At 67.1% G+C, this 15,700-nt stretch carries 14 protein-coding genes and 3 tRNA genes; 11 read left to right on the top strand and 6 right to left on the bottom strand.

Going from position 1 to position 15,700, the window contains the following annotated elements; all coding sequences use genetic code 11:
• Window positions 1–98 precede the first annotated feature (98 nt).
• A complete protein-coding gene (locus JW876_04810) occupies window positions 99–2,033 on the bottom strand; it encodes a TlpA family protein disulfide reductase (GenBank protein MBN1884824.1) in 1,935 nt (644 codons plus the stop codon).
• A 113-nt stretch (window positions 2,034–2,146) separates the two neighbouring features.
• Here JW876_04810 and JW876_04805 point away from each other — a divergent pair, with 113 nt between their 5' ends.
• The 3 genes from JW876_04805 to JW876_04795 all read left to right on the top strand — a co-directional run bounded on the left by JW876_04805 (window position 2,147) and on the right by JW876_04795 (window position 4,233).
• Window positions 2,147–3,463, top strand: a complete 1,317-nt coding sequence (locus JW876_04805) for an MATE family efflux transporter (protein ID MBN1884823.1) — start codon at window positions 2,147–2,149, stop codon at window positions 3,461–3,463.
• Window positions 3,464–3,567: 104 nt separating this feature from the next.
• Entirely contained in the window at window positions 3,568–3,882 is a 315-nt protein-coding gene (locus JW876_04800; GenBank protein ID MBN1884822.1) for a winged helix-turn-helix transcriptional regulator, read from the top strand.
• Between the two features lie 171 nt (window positions 3,883–4,053).
• Complete coding sequence (locus JW876_04795) at window positions 4,054–4,233, top strand: zinc ribbon domain-containing protein (GenBank protein MBN1884821.1); 180 nt, start codon at window positions 4,054–4,056, stop codon at window positions 4,231–4,233.
• 86 nt (window positions 4,234–4,319) lie between these two features.
• Here JW876_04795 and JW876_04790 read toward each other — a convergent pair.
• The 5 genes from JW876_04790 to ilvC all read right to left on the bottom strand — a co-directional run bounded on the left by JW876_04790 (window position 4,320) and on the right by ilvC (window position 7,968).
• Window positions 4,320–4,394 (bottom strand) — tRNA-Glu (locus JW876_04790).
• A gap of 11 nt (window positions 4,395–4,405) precedes the next feature.
• Window positions 4,406–4,479, bottom strand: a tRNA-Gln gene (locus JW876_04785).
• A 50-nt stretch (window positions 4,480–4,529) separates the two neighbouring features.
• Complete coding sequence (locus JW876_04780) at window positions 4,530–6,086, bottom strand: glutamate--tRNA ligase (GenBank protein ID MBN1884820.1); 1,557 nt, start codon at window positions 6,084–6,086, stop codon at window positions 4,530–4,532.
• Complete coding sequence (locus JW876_04775; protein ID MBN1884819.1) at window positions 6,083–6,973, bottom strand: hypothetical protein; 891 nt, start codon at window positions 6,971–6,973, stop codon at window positions 6,083–6,085. The genes JW876_04780 and JW876_04775 overlap by 4 nt, the downstream gene beginning before the upstream one ends.
• Window positions 6,970–7,968: a ketol-acid reductoisomerase gene (ilvC, locus tag JW876_04770; GenBank protein MBN1884818.1), complete on the bottom strand. Its 999-nt coding sequence runs from the start codon at window positions 7,966–7,968 to the stop codon at window positions 6,970–6,972. The genes JW876_04775 and ilvC overlap by 4 nt, the downstream gene beginning before the upstream one ends.
• 432 nt (window positions 7,969–8,400) lie before the next feature.
• Between ilvC and JW876_04765 the strand changes: the two genes are divergently transcribed.
• From JW876_04765 to cdaA, 8 genes are all read left to right on the top strand, one after another.
• A complete protein-coding gene (locus tag JW876_04765) occupies window positions 8,401–8,547 on the top strand; it encodes a redoxin domain-containing protein (GenBank protein MBN1884817.1) in 147 nt (48 codons plus the stop codon).
• A gap of 9 nt (window positions 8,548–8,556) precedes the next feature.
• Window positions 8,557–8,970, top strand: coding sequence for a redoxin domain-containing protein (locus JW876_04760; protein ID MBN1884816.1), 414 nt, complete (start codon window positions 8,557–8,559; stop codon window positions 8,968–8,970).
• A gap of 115 nt (window positions 8,971–9,085) precedes the next feature.
• Window positions 9,086–9,162, top strand: a tRNA-Met gene (locus JW876_04755).
• Between the two features lie 44 nt (window positions 9,163–9,206).
• Complete coding sequence (tilS, locus tag JW876_04750; protein ID MBN1884815.1) at window positions 9,207–10,574, top strand: tRNA lysidine(34) synthetase TilS; 1,368 nt, start codon at window positions 9,207–9,209, stop codon at window positions 10,572–10,574.
• Window positions 10,575–10,643: 69 nt separating this feature from the next.
• On the top strand, window positions 10,644–11,264 hold the full coding sequence (gene hpt / locus JW876_04745; GenBank protein MBN1884814.1) for a hypoxanthine phosphoribosyltransferase: 621 nt from the start codon (window positions 10,644–10,646) through the stop codon (window positions 11,262–11,264).
• 185 nt (window positions 11,265–11,449) lie between these two features.
• Complete coding sequence (gene ftsH, locus JW876_04740) at window positions 11,450–13,471, top strand: ATP-dependent zinc metalloprotease FtsH (GenBank protein MBN1884813.1); 2,022 nt, start codon at window positions 11,450–11,452, stop codon at window positions 13,469–13,471.
• A gap of 10 nt (window positions 13,472–13,481) precedes the next feature.
• Window positions 13,482–14,696: a dihydropteroate synthase gene (folP, locus tag JW876_04735; GenBank protein MBN1884812.1), complete on the top strand. Its 1,215-nt coding sequence runs from the start codon at window positions 13,482–13,484 to the stop codon at window positions 14,694–14,696.
• A complete protein-coding gene (cdaA, locus tag JW876_04730) occupies window positions 14,693–15,469 on the top strand; it encodes a diadenylate cyclase CdaA (GenBank protein MBN1884811.1) in 777 nt (258 codons plus the stop codon). Before folP ends, cdaA begins: the two co-directional genes overlap by 4 nt.
• Window positions 15,470–15,700: the final 231 nt, after the last annotated feature.

The following is a 15,700-nucleotide window of genomic DNA, read 5'->3' as shown; positions in this document are numbered from 1 at the left end:
GCGAAATCAAGTCCTTCTACCGGAAATAGGAAGGGCGGGATCGAACGACCCCGCCCGGAGACCCCGTGACGCGACCGGCCGAGCCGGTTCGCTTTCCGCTAGAACCTCGACACGAGATAGAAACTGAAGAGCGACGTGACCGCATCGAGGAAATCGGGCACGTCCGTCTCGTACTCGATCCGCTGGTACTGCGCCTGCACGCTCGTCATGCGATCGAACCGGTATCTCACGCTCGCCGTCAGCGCGGTCCGCGACTCGTCGTAGCCCGCGCCGGGATCGTCGTTCCACGAGCCTCGGTCGAGCCAGCCGATCCCGCCGCCGAGACCGCTCTCGAGATCGACGTCGGCCGCGGCGCCGAAAAAGGAGACCTCGTCGGGCCAGGACGTGTCCGCGTGGCTCTCCAGGCGTTTCCAGAAGAGGGAGAGCGCGGAGAAACCGCCGGGAAGCACGGCCCTCGCCGAGACGCGCCACCCCTTGCGGTCCTGCTCCCATGAGACCGCGGCGAAGGGGGAATCGAACCCGTCGTCGATCGAGATGTAATCGACGGCCACGTCGAGGCGGCCCGGCAGGTCGACGACGAGCCCGCCGTATCCCCCCGCCCCATCCGTGTCGGCCGTCTCGCCCTCGACGCGGCCGGCGTTGTGCACGGAGACGTCGTTGAGCGCGATCAGTTCGCCGCGCAGACGCGCCCAGGGAAGGATCGGCGCCTCGCCGGTCGCCGTGAGCATCGAGGTTTCCGTCCATTCGAAGGGGACGAAATAGCCGAGACGCGGTCCGTCGAGCGACCGCTCGTCCTCCCAGGTGCCGATGTAGTGCAGCCCGGCACGCCAGTGCCCGCCGGTGCGCGCGTCGAACCGGCGCCAGGCGGCCTCGGCGCCCCAGATCTCCAGCGAGAGGTCGGCCGGCTCGCCGAGCCCCATGCTCGATGCGATCGATCCGGTCTCGATCGCGCGCCGCGGGATCGCGTAGAAGGCGACGCATTCGAATCCGCGTCCGTTCCACGCCAGTCGACCGCCCTCGACGGTGAGATCGGGGCCGAGCTCCTCGAGGCTCTCGAGGAGCAGGACGCCCGCCGCGTTTCCGCAGCCGCATCCCGCGTCGCCGCCCGTGCGCGGATTGTCGTCCCAGTCCCAGCGCATCATCGTGAGCGGCGTCATGTGCATCGTGTAGTACCCGACGCGGAGCGACGCGCCGGCGGCGTGGATATCGGCGAAAGCGCTTCCCCGTTCGTTGTCGAGATACTGCGGGCCCGACCGGAGGACCTCGATACTCTCGTTCCCCGCGCGGACAAGCCCTCCCACGGTGAGGTGGCGCCCGATGGGTTTGATTGCCTCGAGTTCGAAGCGCATGAGCAGGTCGTTCCCCGGGGTGACCGCCTCGCCGTAGGGGCCGACGGCCCGGCTGCCCCGCGAATCGATCGAGAAGAACCGCATGCGCGCGTCGCCGTGCAACGCGATGCCGGCGGTCGTCTCCAGCAGCCCCGGGAGATCGGGCGTCGAGTGGATAGACTTCCCTTCCGCTTCGATCGGTTCCGGCGCCCCGCCCCCGGCGAGCATCCGCTCCATGAGCTCCGCCACGTCTCCCGCCGGATCGACGCGCATCGACAGGATGCTGCCGCCGGCGTCGACGAGGACGACGGCGAAGGCCTCGAGGGGCACGCCGTAGGCCGCCGCCGCCGCGCCGTCCCTGTCGAGGAGCTGCAGGAAGCCGATTTCCTCCGCCTCGACGCGATCGAGGGCGCGCCCCGGCTCGCTCCAGTCGCCGTTGACGCCGACGACGGCGACGCCGGACCCGGCGTAGTCCTCAGCGAAACGCTGGCTCGCCCGGAGCCCCTCGACGCAGCGGGGACAGCCGCTTTCCCAGAAGACGAGGAAGAGCGCATCCCGGCCCTCGAGGAGTTCGTCGAGGCGATGGTATGCACCGCCGCCAAGGAGCGGGAGATCGAACGACGGAGCGTTCCGGGCTTCCGCGCTCGTTCCCGCGAGGAGGATCACGACGGCCAGACACGAGAGCAGACGGCGGCAGGACATCATCTCGGCACCCCTTTTCCCCGGCTTTTCCGCGTTGAACGAAATTCAGCCGTCCATTATATTAGATTCTTTCCTCATGGCCAGGGACTTTTTTACGAATGATCAGGGCTGACCGAATGAACCGCGAGATCATACGGCTCTCCTCGCCGGTGATCGTCGGCATGATCTCGACGACGATCCTGAACATCGTCGACACGGCGATGGTCGGACGCCTCGGCGACGCGCCCCTCGCGGCCGTCGGCCTCGGCTCCTTCATCACGCTCGTCGCGGTCCTCATCTTCGGCTCCCTGCACGTGGGCACGCAGGCGATCGTCTCGCGCCGCCTCGGCGAGGGCCGCACCGGCGAATACGCCCGCATCCTCGCGAACACCTTCTTTCTCGCCTCGATCGTGGGCATCGTCGTCTCCGCGCTCGGCTACCGGTTCTCCGGGGGCATCTTCTCGCTCCTCTCCGATCGTCCGGAGATCGCCGCCGACGGGGTCCCCTACCTGCGCATCCGCATGGCCGGCGTCTTCGCCGTCATCGTGATGTATACCCTTCGGGGGTATGCCTTCGGTCTCGCCCGCGTGCGGATCGACATGATCGTCTCGCTCATCGTGAACGTGCTGAACATCCTCCTCAACTGGTTCCTCATCTTCGGCCACTGGACCTTCCCCCGTCTCGAGACGCGCGGCGCGGCGATCGCGTCGGTGATCAGCACGGCCGCGGGCCTTGTCGTCTACCTTCTCTTCATCGAGTTCCGCATCATCCGCCGCCTCCCGCGGGCCGAGCGCCGCTCGGGGCTCGACGCGCGGATGATGGCGCTCATCATCCGCATCTCCGCGCCGCGTGCCGTCCAGAGCCTCTCCACCGTCGGATTCGTCGTCTTTCTCGGGCTTGTCGGGCGGATCGGCATCGCCGAGCTGGCCATCAGCAACATCATCTTCAAGGCCTTCAACGTCACGTTCATGATCGGGATGGCAATCGGCACGGCGGCCGCCACCCTCGTCGGCAGGAGCCTCGGCGAGAAGGATCCGGACAAGGCCGCGCGCTACGGCTGGCGTTCCGCGCTGCTCGGCGCCTCGCTGATGGGCGCGATCGGCGCCTGCTTCATGTTCTTCCCGAGACAGATCATGGGGGTCTTCACGCGCGAGCCGGCGACGGTCGAGCTGGGAGTCGTGCCGTTCAGGCTGCTCGGCGCGTTCCAGTTCATCGACGGCTTCGGAATCGTCCTCTCCCGCGTCCTCCAGGGAGCGGGAAGCACCATGTACGTGATGATCTCCGAGATCATCTGCGTCTGGGGCATCCTCATCCCCTACTCCAACTTCGCCGTCGCCGCCCTCGGCGGCGGGCTCGTCGCCGCATGGTGGGGCGTCTACCTCTATTTCAGCATCTTCGCGTGCCTCATGGCGTGGAAGTTCCGCGAGGGCGGCTGGCGCCACATCCGCATCTGACCGATCGCCGGCCTCCGAGCCGATCAAGCTTGACATATTATCCTATACGTATATAATTATGCATCATGACGCCGGACACCGACGGGAACGGGGCCGCCTGCGAGATGGTGGCCGAATGTCTCCGGGCGATGGGCGATCCCTCGCGGTTGCGCATCCTTGGCGAGCTCTGCGGCGGGGAACAGAGCGTCACCTCGCTCACCGCCGCGACGGGGCTGAGCCAGGCCAACGTCTCCCGGCATCTCGGCGTCCTCAGGCGAGCGGCCCTCGTCGAGTTCCGAAGGGAAGGCCGGCACGTCTTCTACCGGCTGACGAACGACCTGCCGCGGACGATCTGCGGTCTCGTCTGCTTTTCGCTCGAGCAGCGGACCACCGCGGGCCGGAGCGCGCTCAGGACGTTCAGGAAAGAGTTCCATGAATGACCTCATCGGTATCCTCGGCTTCATCGTCGTCTGGATCGCGATCTCGCGGTTCATCCTTCCCCGTCTCGGCGTGCCCACCTGAATGAGCGACACGTGCGATGTCGGGGACCGACACGAAAAGAAGACGGAAACGGGCGACGAGACGCAAAGCGGGAAAAAGGAGTAGCGATCATGCCGATCTTCGAGTATCGATGCGAGCGGTGCGGCCGCGTCTTCGACGCGCTCGTCCGCCGGGAGGACGAGGAGATCGAATGCCCGGCATGCGGCGGGACGGCGCTCGAGAAGCTCATCAGCGGTTTCTCGAGCTCCTCCTCGTCTTCCGGCGGCTGCGCGCCGTCGGGCGGCGGGTGACGTCCCTTCTGAGGATCGCGGCCGGTCGGCCGCCGGAAACGCGTACGGCCCGGAAGAAGACATCCTTCCGGGCCGTTACCGTATCATGGTAGCCCCTAGGGGAGTCGAACCCCTGATTCATGGCTGAGAACCATGCGTCCTGACCACTAGACTAAGGGGCCATTGAAATCAATGGCTGGAGGGGGAGGATTCGAACCTCCATCGGCTGATCCAGAGTCAGCTGTCCTGCCGTTGGACGACCCTCCAAAGCGTACGCAACAAGGTAAGAAAATCAGGGTCGAAAAGCAACCCCCTTTTTACCGCTCCCTCGCGGCTTCCCGCAGCCGTTCGACCGACTTCTCCTTGCCGATGAGAAGGATCACCTGGAAGATGTCGGGAGAGACCGTCCGGCCGGTGAGCGCCACCCTGCAGGGATGGATCAACTCGCCCGCCTGCAGTTCCATCTCGTCGGCGAGGGAACGCAGGGTCTCCTCGATGCGCTCCAGTTCGAAGTATTGCAGCCCCTCGAGGGCGTCGGCGAGGCGCTCGAGCCGCGCAGGCACCTCGGGACGGAGCAGGTGGGATGCCACCGCGTCCCGATCGCGCGGGAAATCGTCCTTGAAATAGGGACGGAGCATGTCGGGCGCGTCCTTGAGAAGCTTCAGCCGGTTGCCCATCGCCCTGACGAGCAGTGCGAGCCGGCGGAAATCCTCCATCATGAAGGAGTTTCGTCCGTCGCCGCCGCGGTCCGCGAGGGGCTCGGTGCCGGGAACGAGCTTCAGATCGACCTTCCGGGAAAGATCGACCGCGAAATCGGGAGGAAGAATCCCCTCCTCCTCCAGCACGCCGTAGACGAGCATCGTCTTGCCCGGCAGTTCGAGCATCTTGAAGTGCTCCCCGTTTACCCATTCCATCTTGTCGATATCGAACTGGGCGGGGTTCTTCGACACCTTCTTCAGGGAGAACTTCTCGATGAGGGCCTTGCGCGTGAAGAGCTCCCGCTTGCCGTCGAACGACCACCCGAGCAAAGCCAGGTAGTTGACGAGGGCATCGGGCAGGTACCGACGCTCGCGGTACCAGTCGACGGACGTGGCCCCGTGCCGCTTGCTGAGACGCGTGCCGTCGGAGCCGAGTATCATCGGCAGGTGTGCGAACTTCGGTATCGGGTAGCCCAGCGCCCGGTAGAGATGGACCTGGCGGGGCGTGTTGGATATGTGGTCGTCACCGCGGATGACGTGCGTGATCTTCATCTTCGCGTCGTCGACGACCACGGCGAAGTTGTAGGTCGGCCGCCCGTCCGACTTGATGAGGACGAAATCGTCCAGATCGGCGTTCGTGAAGGTCAACTCGCCCCTGACGACGTCGCGGAAACGGATATCCCCCTCGTCGGGCATACGGAAACGGATCACGTGCGGTTCGCCGCCCGCGATTTTCTCCTCGGCCTCTTCGGGCGGGATCAGGCGGCAGCGGCCGTCGTACTTCGGGGGGCGCTTGTCGCGCTGCGCCTCGATCTTCATCTCCTCGAGATCTTCCTGCGTGCAGAAACAGCGGTACGCGAGTCCCTCCTCGACGAGCCGCCTGGCGTCCGTGTGGTAGAGAACGCCGCGCGAGGACTGCACGTACGGACCGTACTCGCCGCCGGCGTCGGGGCCCTCGTCCCAGTCGAGCCCGAGCCAGCGCATGCCGCGCACGATGCCCTCGTAGGACTCTCGCGTCGAGCGCTGCGCGTCGGTGTCCTCGATCCGGAGAATGAAGACGCCACCCATCCTGCGGGCGTAGAGCCAGTTGTAGAGCGCCGTCCGCGCTCCCCCGACATGGAGATGGCCCGTCGGGCTGGGCGCGAAGCGTACGCGGACCGTCGTCTCGTCGCTCATCGAACCGCCGCCTCCTCCCCGTCGTCGCCGCGATCGAGCCGCACGCCGTCGATGACGTCGGCCCACGCCCTCCCGAAGGCCGCCGTGGAGGCGGCGTCGATGTCTTCCTCCTCGCCGAGCAGGCGGGCGAAACGCAGAACGTCCTCCATCGTCCGGGTCTCGAGGAGATTCTCGAGCATGCGATAGGCGGCGAAGAAGGCGATGCGCGTCGCTCCGCGGTCGATCGCCTCGACGAGATCCTTCTCGACGCGTTCGGGATCGGGATCGAGATCGAAGCCTTCCGCGGCGAACTCGGAGGCCTGCGCCTCCAGGATCGTCCGCTCGCCGGCGATGTACGAGGCCACGGCCTCGCGGAGCCAGACCGGGAGTCGGTTGCCGGACAGCCGGATGAGGGCGGCCTGCGCCATCTTCTGCGTGATCCCCACCTCCGCGATCTTGCGCTTGATCATGATCTCGAAGGGCTCGAAGAGGATCGTATCTCCCTGGATCGTGCCGTAGTACCACCACTCGTGGCGCGTGAGGAAGAGGTACTCGTCGAGATCGCGCGCGCCCACGAGAATGATGCGCCCCTCTGCCGGCCGGCCGATCTTCTCGGTGACGGTCTGCCAGGCCGAGCGGGCGATGCCGAAGGTCTTCACCGCGACGAACCGGGAGATCTCCGCCGCGGGGTACTGCATGACGATCTCGCGGTTCGCCATCACGCCGCCCTCGACGGGGTGATAGTCGTCCTGCACGAGCCCGTAGCTCTGTATCGGCGCGAGCAGCGAATCGGGGATACGGAACGCCTCGTCCGAGCCCTGTTTCTCGCCGCCGCACGCCGCCAGCGCCGCCGCGAGGGCCAGCGCGGGAACGACGAACGCCCACCGCCGCCTGATGCCTGTCATCATTTCCTGCCTTTCCGTTCGTTTTCGGGGAAGAGCGAGCGGACCTCCCTGCCGACGGACTCGATCGGCAGACCGCGCTCCAGCAGACGCAGTTCGGCCAGCCGGCGGGCGCCCTCCCGCGATTCCGCCAGCCAGTCGCGGGCGAATTCGCCGCTGTCGATCCGCTCGAAGATCTCCTCCATCCTCCGCGTCGTCTCATCGTCGACGAGATCCTCGCCGAAGCGCAGGCTCCCGTAGGCGGCCGTCCCGCTGATCAGGTCGCGCATACCGGCGATGCCACGCTCGGCGACGAGATCGACGATGATCTTGAGTTCGTGCACGCACTCGAAGTACGCCACTTCCGGGCTGAATCCCCTCCCGGTGAGCACCTCGAAGGCGCGTTTGACGATGGCCGGCACGCCGCCGCACAGCACCGCCTGCTCGCCGAAGAGGTCGCTCACCGCCTCCTCGCGGAAGGTCGTCTCGATACCGCCGACACGCAGGCACCCGAGCCCCGCGGCGATCCCGAGCGCCCGCCCGCGCGCCCGCCCGGACACGTCGTGGGCGACGGCGAAGAGGCACGGAAGCCCGCTCCCGCGCTCGAAGGCGGCGCGCACCTCCCGCCCCTGCCCCTTCGGCGCCACGAGGACGAGGTCGGCGTCGGCCGGTTCGATCTCGCCGAACGCGACGGCGAACCCGTGGGCGAAGCAGAGCGTCGCGCCGCGCCGGATCGCGCCCGCGATCTCCCGGCGCCAGACCTCGCCCTGCACCTCGTCGGGAAGGAGGATCATCAGGACGTCCGCCCCGGACGCCCCGTCGGCGATCGTCACGACGTCGAATCCGTCCTTTGCGGCGCGAACCCATCCGGGACGGCCCGGACGGGCGGCGACAACGACGTCGAGACCGCTGTCACGCAGGTTGAGCGCCTGCGGACGGCCCTGGTTGCCGTACCCCGCCACGACGATCCGTTCGCCGGCGAGAGCCGACAATGTCTCCCCGTGCTCTCTGTGGATCTCCATCGGCGCACCCTTCTCGTCCGAGCCTCCGTATCTATAACAGATGGAGGCGGGTGCAGCAAGTGGTAATCGCCCAACCGATCGGCCGCAAATACCACGCAACGCCCTGCAAAACATACGTTTAACCACAGGGCGGCGTTGGCGGGCCCGCCGCGCGCATGATACGCGTTGCTCGCGCGCCGCTCCCGTCGTACAATGAGAGCGGCTCGTTCAACACACAACCGACCGGTCCGGTTCCGCCCGCCGCCAGGCGGGTCGGAAGGAAAGGAGAGTCCGATGGCCCGATGGCCGATTGCGCTCGCCGTCGCCGTCGCCGTCGCCTGGTTCCCCGCGTCTCCCGCGGCCCAGGTGCTCGGAGGATGCGGCACGCCCGACGCGCTGAAGCCGGTTGACGTGCAGGTGCCGACGGCGCAGGTTGCGCCGGCCGCCGTCTGCATGCGCATGCCGTTGCCGGGAGATCCGGCACCCAATTTCGAATTGCCCGCCGTCGTCGGAAACGAGATCAGGATGATCAAGCTTTCCGACTACGACGGCAAATGGCGGGTGGTCTGTTTCTACCCGGCGGATTTCACCTTCGTCTGACCGACGGAACTGTCTGCGGTCGCAGACGCGTACGACGAGCTGCAGCAGCTCGGGGTCGAAGTCGTTTCGATCAGCACCGATACCCATTTCAGCCACTGGATGTTCAAGAAGACCTCGCCGACGGTGAGGAACGTACGTTACGCGATGGCCGCCGATCCGACCGGACGGGTTTCGACGGCCTACGGCGTCTACAATCCCGAGAAGGGGATGAACCATCGCGGCCGGTTCATCATCGATCCCAAGGGACGGGTGAAAGCCGTCGAGGTTCTCACCGACCCGGTCGGCCGTAACGTCGCCGAACTCATCCGCCAGATCAAGGCGATGCAGGCCGTCGACGCGAACCCGGGAAAGGCGGCGCCGGCCGGCTGGAAACCGGGAGACCCGCTCATCACGACGAGCCAGGAGGATATCGGCCGGTACTGACCGGCCGCCGGGAACGAGCCCATGCCCGAGGGCGGCGCAACCGCCGCCCTCGGGCCCCGCCTGACCGCAATTTCGCTTGACAGAAAGGCGTTCTCGCATATTCTTATTCGGGTGTGGCGGTGTAGCTCAGTTGGTTAGAGCAGCGGAATCATAATCCGCGTGTCCGGGGTTCGAATCCCTGCACCGCCACCACGGATTCACGAAGCGGCCGCGGGCCGCGCAACCTCCCGTACTCAATGGACTGCACGAAACAGGCACGGACGCTCATCCGGGAAGCCGGTCTTGTCGGCAGGGGCGATCGCGTGCTCGCCGCCGTCTCGGGAGGATCGGACTCCCTCGCCCTTCTCGAGATCCTGGTGGATCTCGCCGGCCCGATGCGTCTCTCGCTCGCCGTCGCCTGCTTTGACCACGGGATCCGACCCGTCGCTCGCGAGCTGCGACTCGTCGAGCGGCGCTGCGACGCCCTCGGCCTCCCCCTCTTCGTCGGCTCCGGGGACGTGCCGGGCCGCGCGGCGCGCTCGAAAAACGGCATCGAGGAGACGGCGCGGCGGCTGCGCTACGCGTTCCTCGACGAGACGGCGACGGCGTGGGAGGCCGACCGCATCGCCCTCGGCCACACACGCGACGACCAGGTGGAGACGATCCTCCACCACATCATCCGCGGGACGGGGGCGCGCGGCCTCGCCGGCATGCCCGCCGCCCGCGGCCGTTACGTGCGCCCGCTCCTCGGCTGCAAACGCGCCGACCTCCGGGAGCTGCTCCGGTCGCGGGGCGTCCGGTGGGCAGCCGACGAGACGAATCACGACAACCGCCTCCTGCGCAACCGGATCCGGAACCTCCTGCTGCCGGGCCTCCGCGCGAAGTACAACCCAGCCATCGACGATGCGCTCCTGAGGCTCGGCGAAAACACCGCCGAGCTCGCCGGGGCGGTCGAGGAGACGGACGATCCGGTCCCTCCCCTCGTCGGCGGCGCCGTTTCGGTTTCGATTTCCCGTCTCGACGGGATCTCCCCCTTCCGGCAATACCTCCTGCTCGACCGGATCCTCCGGGATCGCTTCGGCGTCCTCCGCGACGTCGAGAAGATCCACTTCGACGCGGCGAGACGACTCCTCTCGCCCGGGCTTTCCGGACGGCGGATCCAGCTGCCGCACGGCATCGAGATCGCCCGCGAAGGAGCGTCGCTTATCGTCCGCGAAAGGCCCCTCGCATCGCCAATCTCCCGCCCCGTCTCGATCGTGCCGGGCGAGGGACGCTGGCCGCTGCCCGGATGGGGGCTGGTCATGCGCGTGCAAGGGATCGATTTCGGCGGCGCGTCGGCCGCAGCCGACGATCGCCGGGCCGTCGTCGCCCGTTTGCGCTTCCCCCTGACCGTCCGGCCGCGCCGCCCGGGCGACCGTCTTCGCCCCTTCGGCATGTCCGGCACGCGGCGGCTCGGCCGGATCATGATCGACCGCAAGGTACCCCTCTCCCGGCGGGACACGATCCCCGTCGTCGAGGACCGCGGGGGCATCCTGTGGGTTCCCGGCGTGGTGGCCGCCGAGCGGACGCGGGTGCGGACTGACGCCGCCACGGCGTTCGAGATCCTCATCGAACCCGGCCGCTGACATTTGGGGTAAGACAGCCGTCGGGTTCTGTGCTACAATCCATTGAAACGGGCGACAAGGGACGGAGCGATGGACGATTGCAGAATTCTCATAACGGACCGGGAGATCGAGGCCCGGATCGCCGAACTCGCGCGAAGCGTCTCGGCGGACTACGCCGGCCGCAACCCGCTGATCGTCTCACTGCTCAAGGGCGCGTTCATCTTTCTCGCCGACCTCGTCCGCCAGCTGACGATCCCGCACGAGATCGACTTCATCACCCTGTCGAGCTACCGCCACGGCAGCACCCGGAGCGCGCGCATCGAGATCCTCGACCACATGCGTATCGGCATCCGCGACCGGGACGTCCTGATCATCGAGGACATCGTCGACACCGGGCATACGCTCGTGCGCATCATGGACACCTTCCGCGAGGGCGGCGCGCGGAGCATCCGCGTCTGCACGCTTCTCGACAAGCCCGAGGCGCGGGAAATCGAGGTGCCCGTTCATTACACGGGGTTCACCATCCCCTGCGTCTTCGTCGTCGGCTACGGCCTCGACTTCATGGAACAATACCGCAACTTGAACTATATAGCGGAGTTGAACCATTCGATGGCGTCCCTCGACGATTGCTCGCCCGGCGTCGCCCAGCGGGGCGACGCGCGAACCGTTGCCGTACCGGGTGATCCGGCCCTCCCCGAGCGCGAAACCTGATGGACACGGCCCTCCGATTTATATAGATTGCATATGCACTGCCGACCACCGAAGCACGCGGGAGCGCAATGAAGGACGACGACAGGAAAGACGACGGGCGGAAGAAACCGCCTTCGAAGAAGTGGATGCCCCCGGGCTCGGCGCCCGGACAGCAGGGACCGTCCCGCTCGATGGCCGTCTGGGTGATGGTGATCATCCTCTTCTTCCTCGCCTACATGCTCTTCACCTCCGGGCGCAACCGCGAGTGGCCCGTCTCGTACTCTCAGTTCGTGAACGAGATCGGGAACGGGAACATCGCCTCCGTCAAGATCAAGGGCCTCGAGGTCCGCGGCCGGCTCGTCAGCGAGATCGTCATCCCCGACGGGGGCGAGGGAACGAGCGTCTCCTCCTTCAAGGTGATCCTCCCCGCCGAGGACAAGGATCTGCCAGACAAGATCTGGGAGAAGAATCCCGATGCGCTCGTCGAGGCCGAGTTCCCGGGCTCCAGCGTCTGGGTGAAGGCCCTCGCCACGGCCCTGCCGCTGATCGCGCTGCTCATCCTGTGGGTGATTCTCATGCGCCAGATGCAGGCGGGCGGCAACCGCGCCTTCTCCTTCGGGAAAAGCAAGGCGAAGATGATGGGGGGCAACATGCCGCGCGTCACCTTCGACGACGTGGCCGGCGCCGACGAGGCCAAGGGCGAGCTCGAGGAGATCATCGAGTTCCTCAAGGATCCCAAGAAATTCCAGCGTCTCGGCGGGCGGATACCGAAGGGCGTGCTTCTGCTCGGCCCGCCCGGCACGGGCAAGACGCTCCTCGCGCGCGCCGTCGCGGGGGAGGCGGGCGCACCCTTTTTCAGCATGAGCGGTTCGGACTTCGTCGAGATGTTCGTCGGTGTCGGCGCGAGCCGCGTGCGGGATCTCTTCGAGAAGGGAAAGAAGCACGCGCCCTGCATCCTCTTCATCGACGAGCTCGACGCCGTCGGCCGGCACCGCGGCGCGGGGCTCGGCGGCGGCCACGACGAGCGTGAACAGACGCTGAACCAGCTCCTCGTCGAGATGGACGGATTCGAATCAAACGAGGGTGTCATCCTTCTCGCCGCGACGAACCGGCCCGACGTTCTCGATCCCGCCCTCCTGCGGCCCGGCCGCTTCGACCGGCGGGTCGTCGTCGACATGCCGGACATGAAGGGTCGTCTCGGCATCTTCAAGGTGCACACCCGCCAGATACCCCTGGCCGACGACGTCGATCTCGAGGTGCTCGCGCGCGGCACGCCGGGCATGTCGGGAGCCGACATCGCCAACATGGTCAACGAGGCTGCGCTCCTCGCCGCGCGCCGGGACAAGAACAAGGTCTTCATGGACGAGTTCGAGGAGGCCAAGGACAAGGTCTTCCTCGGCCCCGAGAAGAAGAGCCGCGTCATCAAGGAGGACACGCGCCGGATGACCGCCTACCACGAGGCGGGGCACGCCGTCGTCGGCTCTTTCCTCGACCACGGCGATCCGATACACAAGGTATCGATCATCCCGCGCGGCCGCACCGGCGGCGTCACCTTCTTCCTCCCCGCCGACGACGACCGGCTACTGTACAAGTCGCGCGAGTACCTGCTCGACGTGGTGACGCGCTCGCTCGGCGGGCGGGTCGCCGAGGAGCTGGTGATGGGGCGCGTCGGAACCGGCGCCCAGGGAGACATCAAGGTGGCCACGGACATCGCCCGCCAGATGGTCACCCGCTGGGGGATGAGCGAGAAGATGGGGCCGATCGCCTTCGGCGACCACGACGAGCAGATCTTCCTCGGCAAGGAACTCGCCACTCGCAAGGACTACAGCGAGCACACCGCCCGGGAGATCGACGAGGAGGTCCGGCGGATCGTCTTCGAGTGCTACGAACAGTCCCGCCAGATCCTCACCAGCCACATGGACGAATTGCACCGTATCGCCGCGGGTCTCCTCGAGCGGGAGACGCTCGACGCCGACGAGATCAGGATACTGCTCAACGACGGCACGCTGCCGCCATTCAGGCGGTCGACGACCGCGAAGGAACGGACCACCGAGGGCGCGGCCGGTCCGGACGCCGCGGCCAGGCCGGACGGCGGCGAGCCCGCCGGACCGCCGCCCGGCGGCGAAACGGCGAAAAACGCGACCGGCATGGCCTCGGCCATCGAGGACGGCGACGGGACGGACATGCCCTCGCCCCGCGACGACGGCCCGGACGATACACGGAACTGATCCCGGACAGATGAGATATCCGACACGCCTTCTCTCCGCCAGACCGGTCGACGCGCTCGCGCGCTGCCTGCGCGAGGCGGGCGTCGATCCCGCCGGAGTGCGGATCATCGGCGAAAAGGCGCGGATCGTCGTCGTGCGCGTCGACGGCGTGGGCGCGCCGGCGGCCAACATCCTCAAACAGCAGCTCATCTCCATCGGCGGCGACGCCGCCGTCCACCGCGACGTCATCACGGGAGCGCCGGAACGATCGAGCGTCTTCATCGTCGCCGACCGCCGTCGCCTCGGGAGCCTGTCCAGGCGACTGGCGAACCAGCCCTTCGGCCTCTCGGAGATCGGCCGGGAGATCGACTCGATCCTCGATCGGCTCGACGCGCCGGCCGCCGGCCTCGCGCTGCCGAACGGCCCGATCGCGGGCCGCGATCTTCCCATGGTGATGGGCGTCCTGAACGTCACGCCTGACAGTTTCAGCGACGGAGGGGATTTCGAGGATCCCGACGCCGCGCTGTCGCACGCCCTCCGGATGGTCGAGGCGGGGGCGGACATCGTCGACGTCGGCGGGGAATCGAGCCGCCCGGGAGCGGCGCAGCCGCCGGTCGAGGAGGAGCTCCGCCGGGTCTTGCCCGTCATCGAGCGCCTCGCCGGGCACATCGACGCGCCGGTCTCGATCGACACGCGCCGGGCGGTCGTCGCCCGCGAAGCCGCCGCCCGGGGCGCCTCGATCATCAACGACATCAGCGGACTGACGCACGATCCCGGGATGATGGACGCCGTGCGCGAGACCGGATGCGCCGTCGTCGTCATGCACATGCGCGGATCCCCCGAGACGATGCAGAATGATCCTGTCTACGAGGACCCCGTGGGGGAGATCCTCGAGTGGCTGCGCGCGCGAACGGGCGAGATCGAGGTTGGAGGCGTCCCGGCGGGGAAAATAATCGTTGACCCCGGCATCGGTTTCGGAAAAAGATTGTCGGACAACCTCGCGATCGTACGCGAGATAGCGGCGTTTCACGGTCTGGGGTATCCCGTGCTGGCCGGTTTCTCCCGGAAATCCTTCATCGGCGAGATCACGGGACGCGACGCGCGCGGACGCCTGTGCGGCGGGATGGCCGCCCTCGAAGGATGTCTTAGAGGCGGCGTACAGATCGTGCGCGTCCACGATGTGCCCGAAACGGTCGACTACATCCGCGTCAGCCGCGCGATCCGGGGGGAGGAAGCGGGCCGGTGAACCCCTACAACTACAATCTCATCATCGACATCATCGACGTCGTGTTCGTCTCCCTCGTCTTCTACCGGCTGCTTCTGCTCTTCAAGGGCACGCGGGCGACGCAGATGTTCGTCGGGCTCTTCCTGCTGATCCTCATCTCCTTCATCGCGCAATGGCTGAACCTCAACGCGCTGAACTGGATCCTCAACAGCCTCAAGACCGTGTGGGTGATCGGGTTCGTGATCCTCTTCCAGCCGGAGCTCCGCAAGGCGCTCACGCAACTCGGCCAGAACCGCATACTGGGCCTCTTCCTCAAGGTAGAGGAATCGGGAACGATCAGCGAGATCGTGAAGGCCTGCCAGCAGCTCGCCGCCAAGCGGATCGGGGCGATCGTCGTCATCGAACGCGACGTCGGCCTCAAGAACTACGTCGAGACCGGCACGCGCCTCGACGCGCGCGTCTCCGCCGAGATACTCGGCACGATCTTCACGCCGCCGGGCCCCCTCCACGACGGGGCCGTGATCATCGAGAAGAGCAGGATCGTCGCCGCCGGCTGCATCCTGCCCCTCTCGCAGAATCCGCGGCTCGTCCGGTCGCTCGGCACCAGGCACCGCGCCGGCCTCGGGCTGAGCGAGGAATCCGACGCCGTCGTCATCATCGTCAGCGAGGAAACCGGCCTGATCTCTCTCGCCCACCACGGGAAGCTCACCCGCAAGCTGGATATCAACTCGCTCCGGAACCAGCTCGTCGGCATCATCGGCATCAAGGCCGAGGACGCCGTCGCCACGGACTGATGCCGAAGGAAGAGAGGGGGCGGCGACCCGTCATCCCCTCGCGTCCACAGCCCTGCCGACGCCCCTCGCTTCCGAGCCCGCGTCCGTGATTCTTCTACTGCGGATCGCAAGCGACGCGCCGGCAGGTGCCGGGTGCGACTCTTTTCCGCATCTCGTTACCGGACAACCGATTGAGCAACCGGCCGCCGATCCGACTCCCGCCGGGCCCGGGCGAACGGGACAACGGCGTCT

It is taken from the genome of Candidatus Krumholzibacteriota bacterium, assembly GCA_016931295.1.
GTDB lineage: Bacteria > Krumholzibacteriota > Krumholzibacteriia > Krumholzibacteriales > Krumholzibacteriaceae > JAFGEZ01.
This window is presented reverse-complemented; position numbering and strand designations above follow the sequence as displayed.

What these genes read in the sequence shown, in the direction of transcription:
- JW876_04775 (MBN1884819.1), bottom strand. Translation starts at nt 6,973, where the DNA reads ATGATGACAGGCATCAGGCGGCGGTGGGCGTTCGTCGTTCCCGCGCTG.
- tilS (MBN1884815.1), top strand. Translation starts at nt 9,207, where the DNA reads ATGGACTGCACGAAACAGGCACGGACGCTCATCCGGGAAGCCGGTCTT.
- JW876_04800 (MBN1884822.1), top strand. Translation starts at nt 3,568, where the DNA reads ATGGTGGCCGAATGTCTCCGGGCGATGGGCGATCCCTCGCGGTTGCGC.
- ilvC (MBN1884818.1), bottom strand. Translation starts at nt 7,968, where the DNA reads ATGGAGATCCACAGAGAGCACGGGGAGACATTGTCGGCTCTCGCCGGC.
- JW876_04795 (MBN1884821.1), top strand. Translation starts at nt 4,054, where the DNA reads ATGCCGATCTTCGAGTATCGATGCGAGCGGTGCGGCCGCGTCTTCGAC.
- JW876_04765 (MBN1884817.1), top strand. Translation starts at nt 8,401, where the DNA reads ATGCGCATGCCGTTGCCGGGAGATCCGGCACCCAATTTCGAATTGCCC.
- JW876_04810 (MBN1884824.1), bottom strand. Translation starts at nt 2,033, where the DNA reads ATGATGTCCTGCCGCCGTCTGCTCTCGTGTCTGGCCGTCGTGATCCTC.
- JW876_04805 (MBN1884823.1), top strand. Translation starts at nt 2,147, where the DNA reads ATGAACCGCGAGATCATACGGCTCTCCTCGCCGGTGATCGTCGGCATG.
- JW876_04780 (MBN1884820.1), bottom strand. Translation starts at nt 6,086, where the DNA reads ATGAGCGACGAGACGACGGTCCGCGTACGCTTCGCGCCCAGCCCGACG.
- ftsH (MBN1884813.1), top strand. Translation starts at nt 11,450, where the DNA reads ATGGTGATCATCCTCTTCTTCCTCGCCTACATGCTCTTCACCTCCGGG.
- hpt (MBN1884814.1), top strand. Translation starts at nt 10,644, where the DNA reads ATGGACGATTGCAGAATTCTCATAACGGACCGGGAGATCGAGGCCCGG.
- folP (MBN1884812.1), top strand. Translation starts at nt 13,482, where the DNA reads ATGAGATATCCGACACGCCTTCTCTCCGCCAGACCGGTCGACGCGCTC.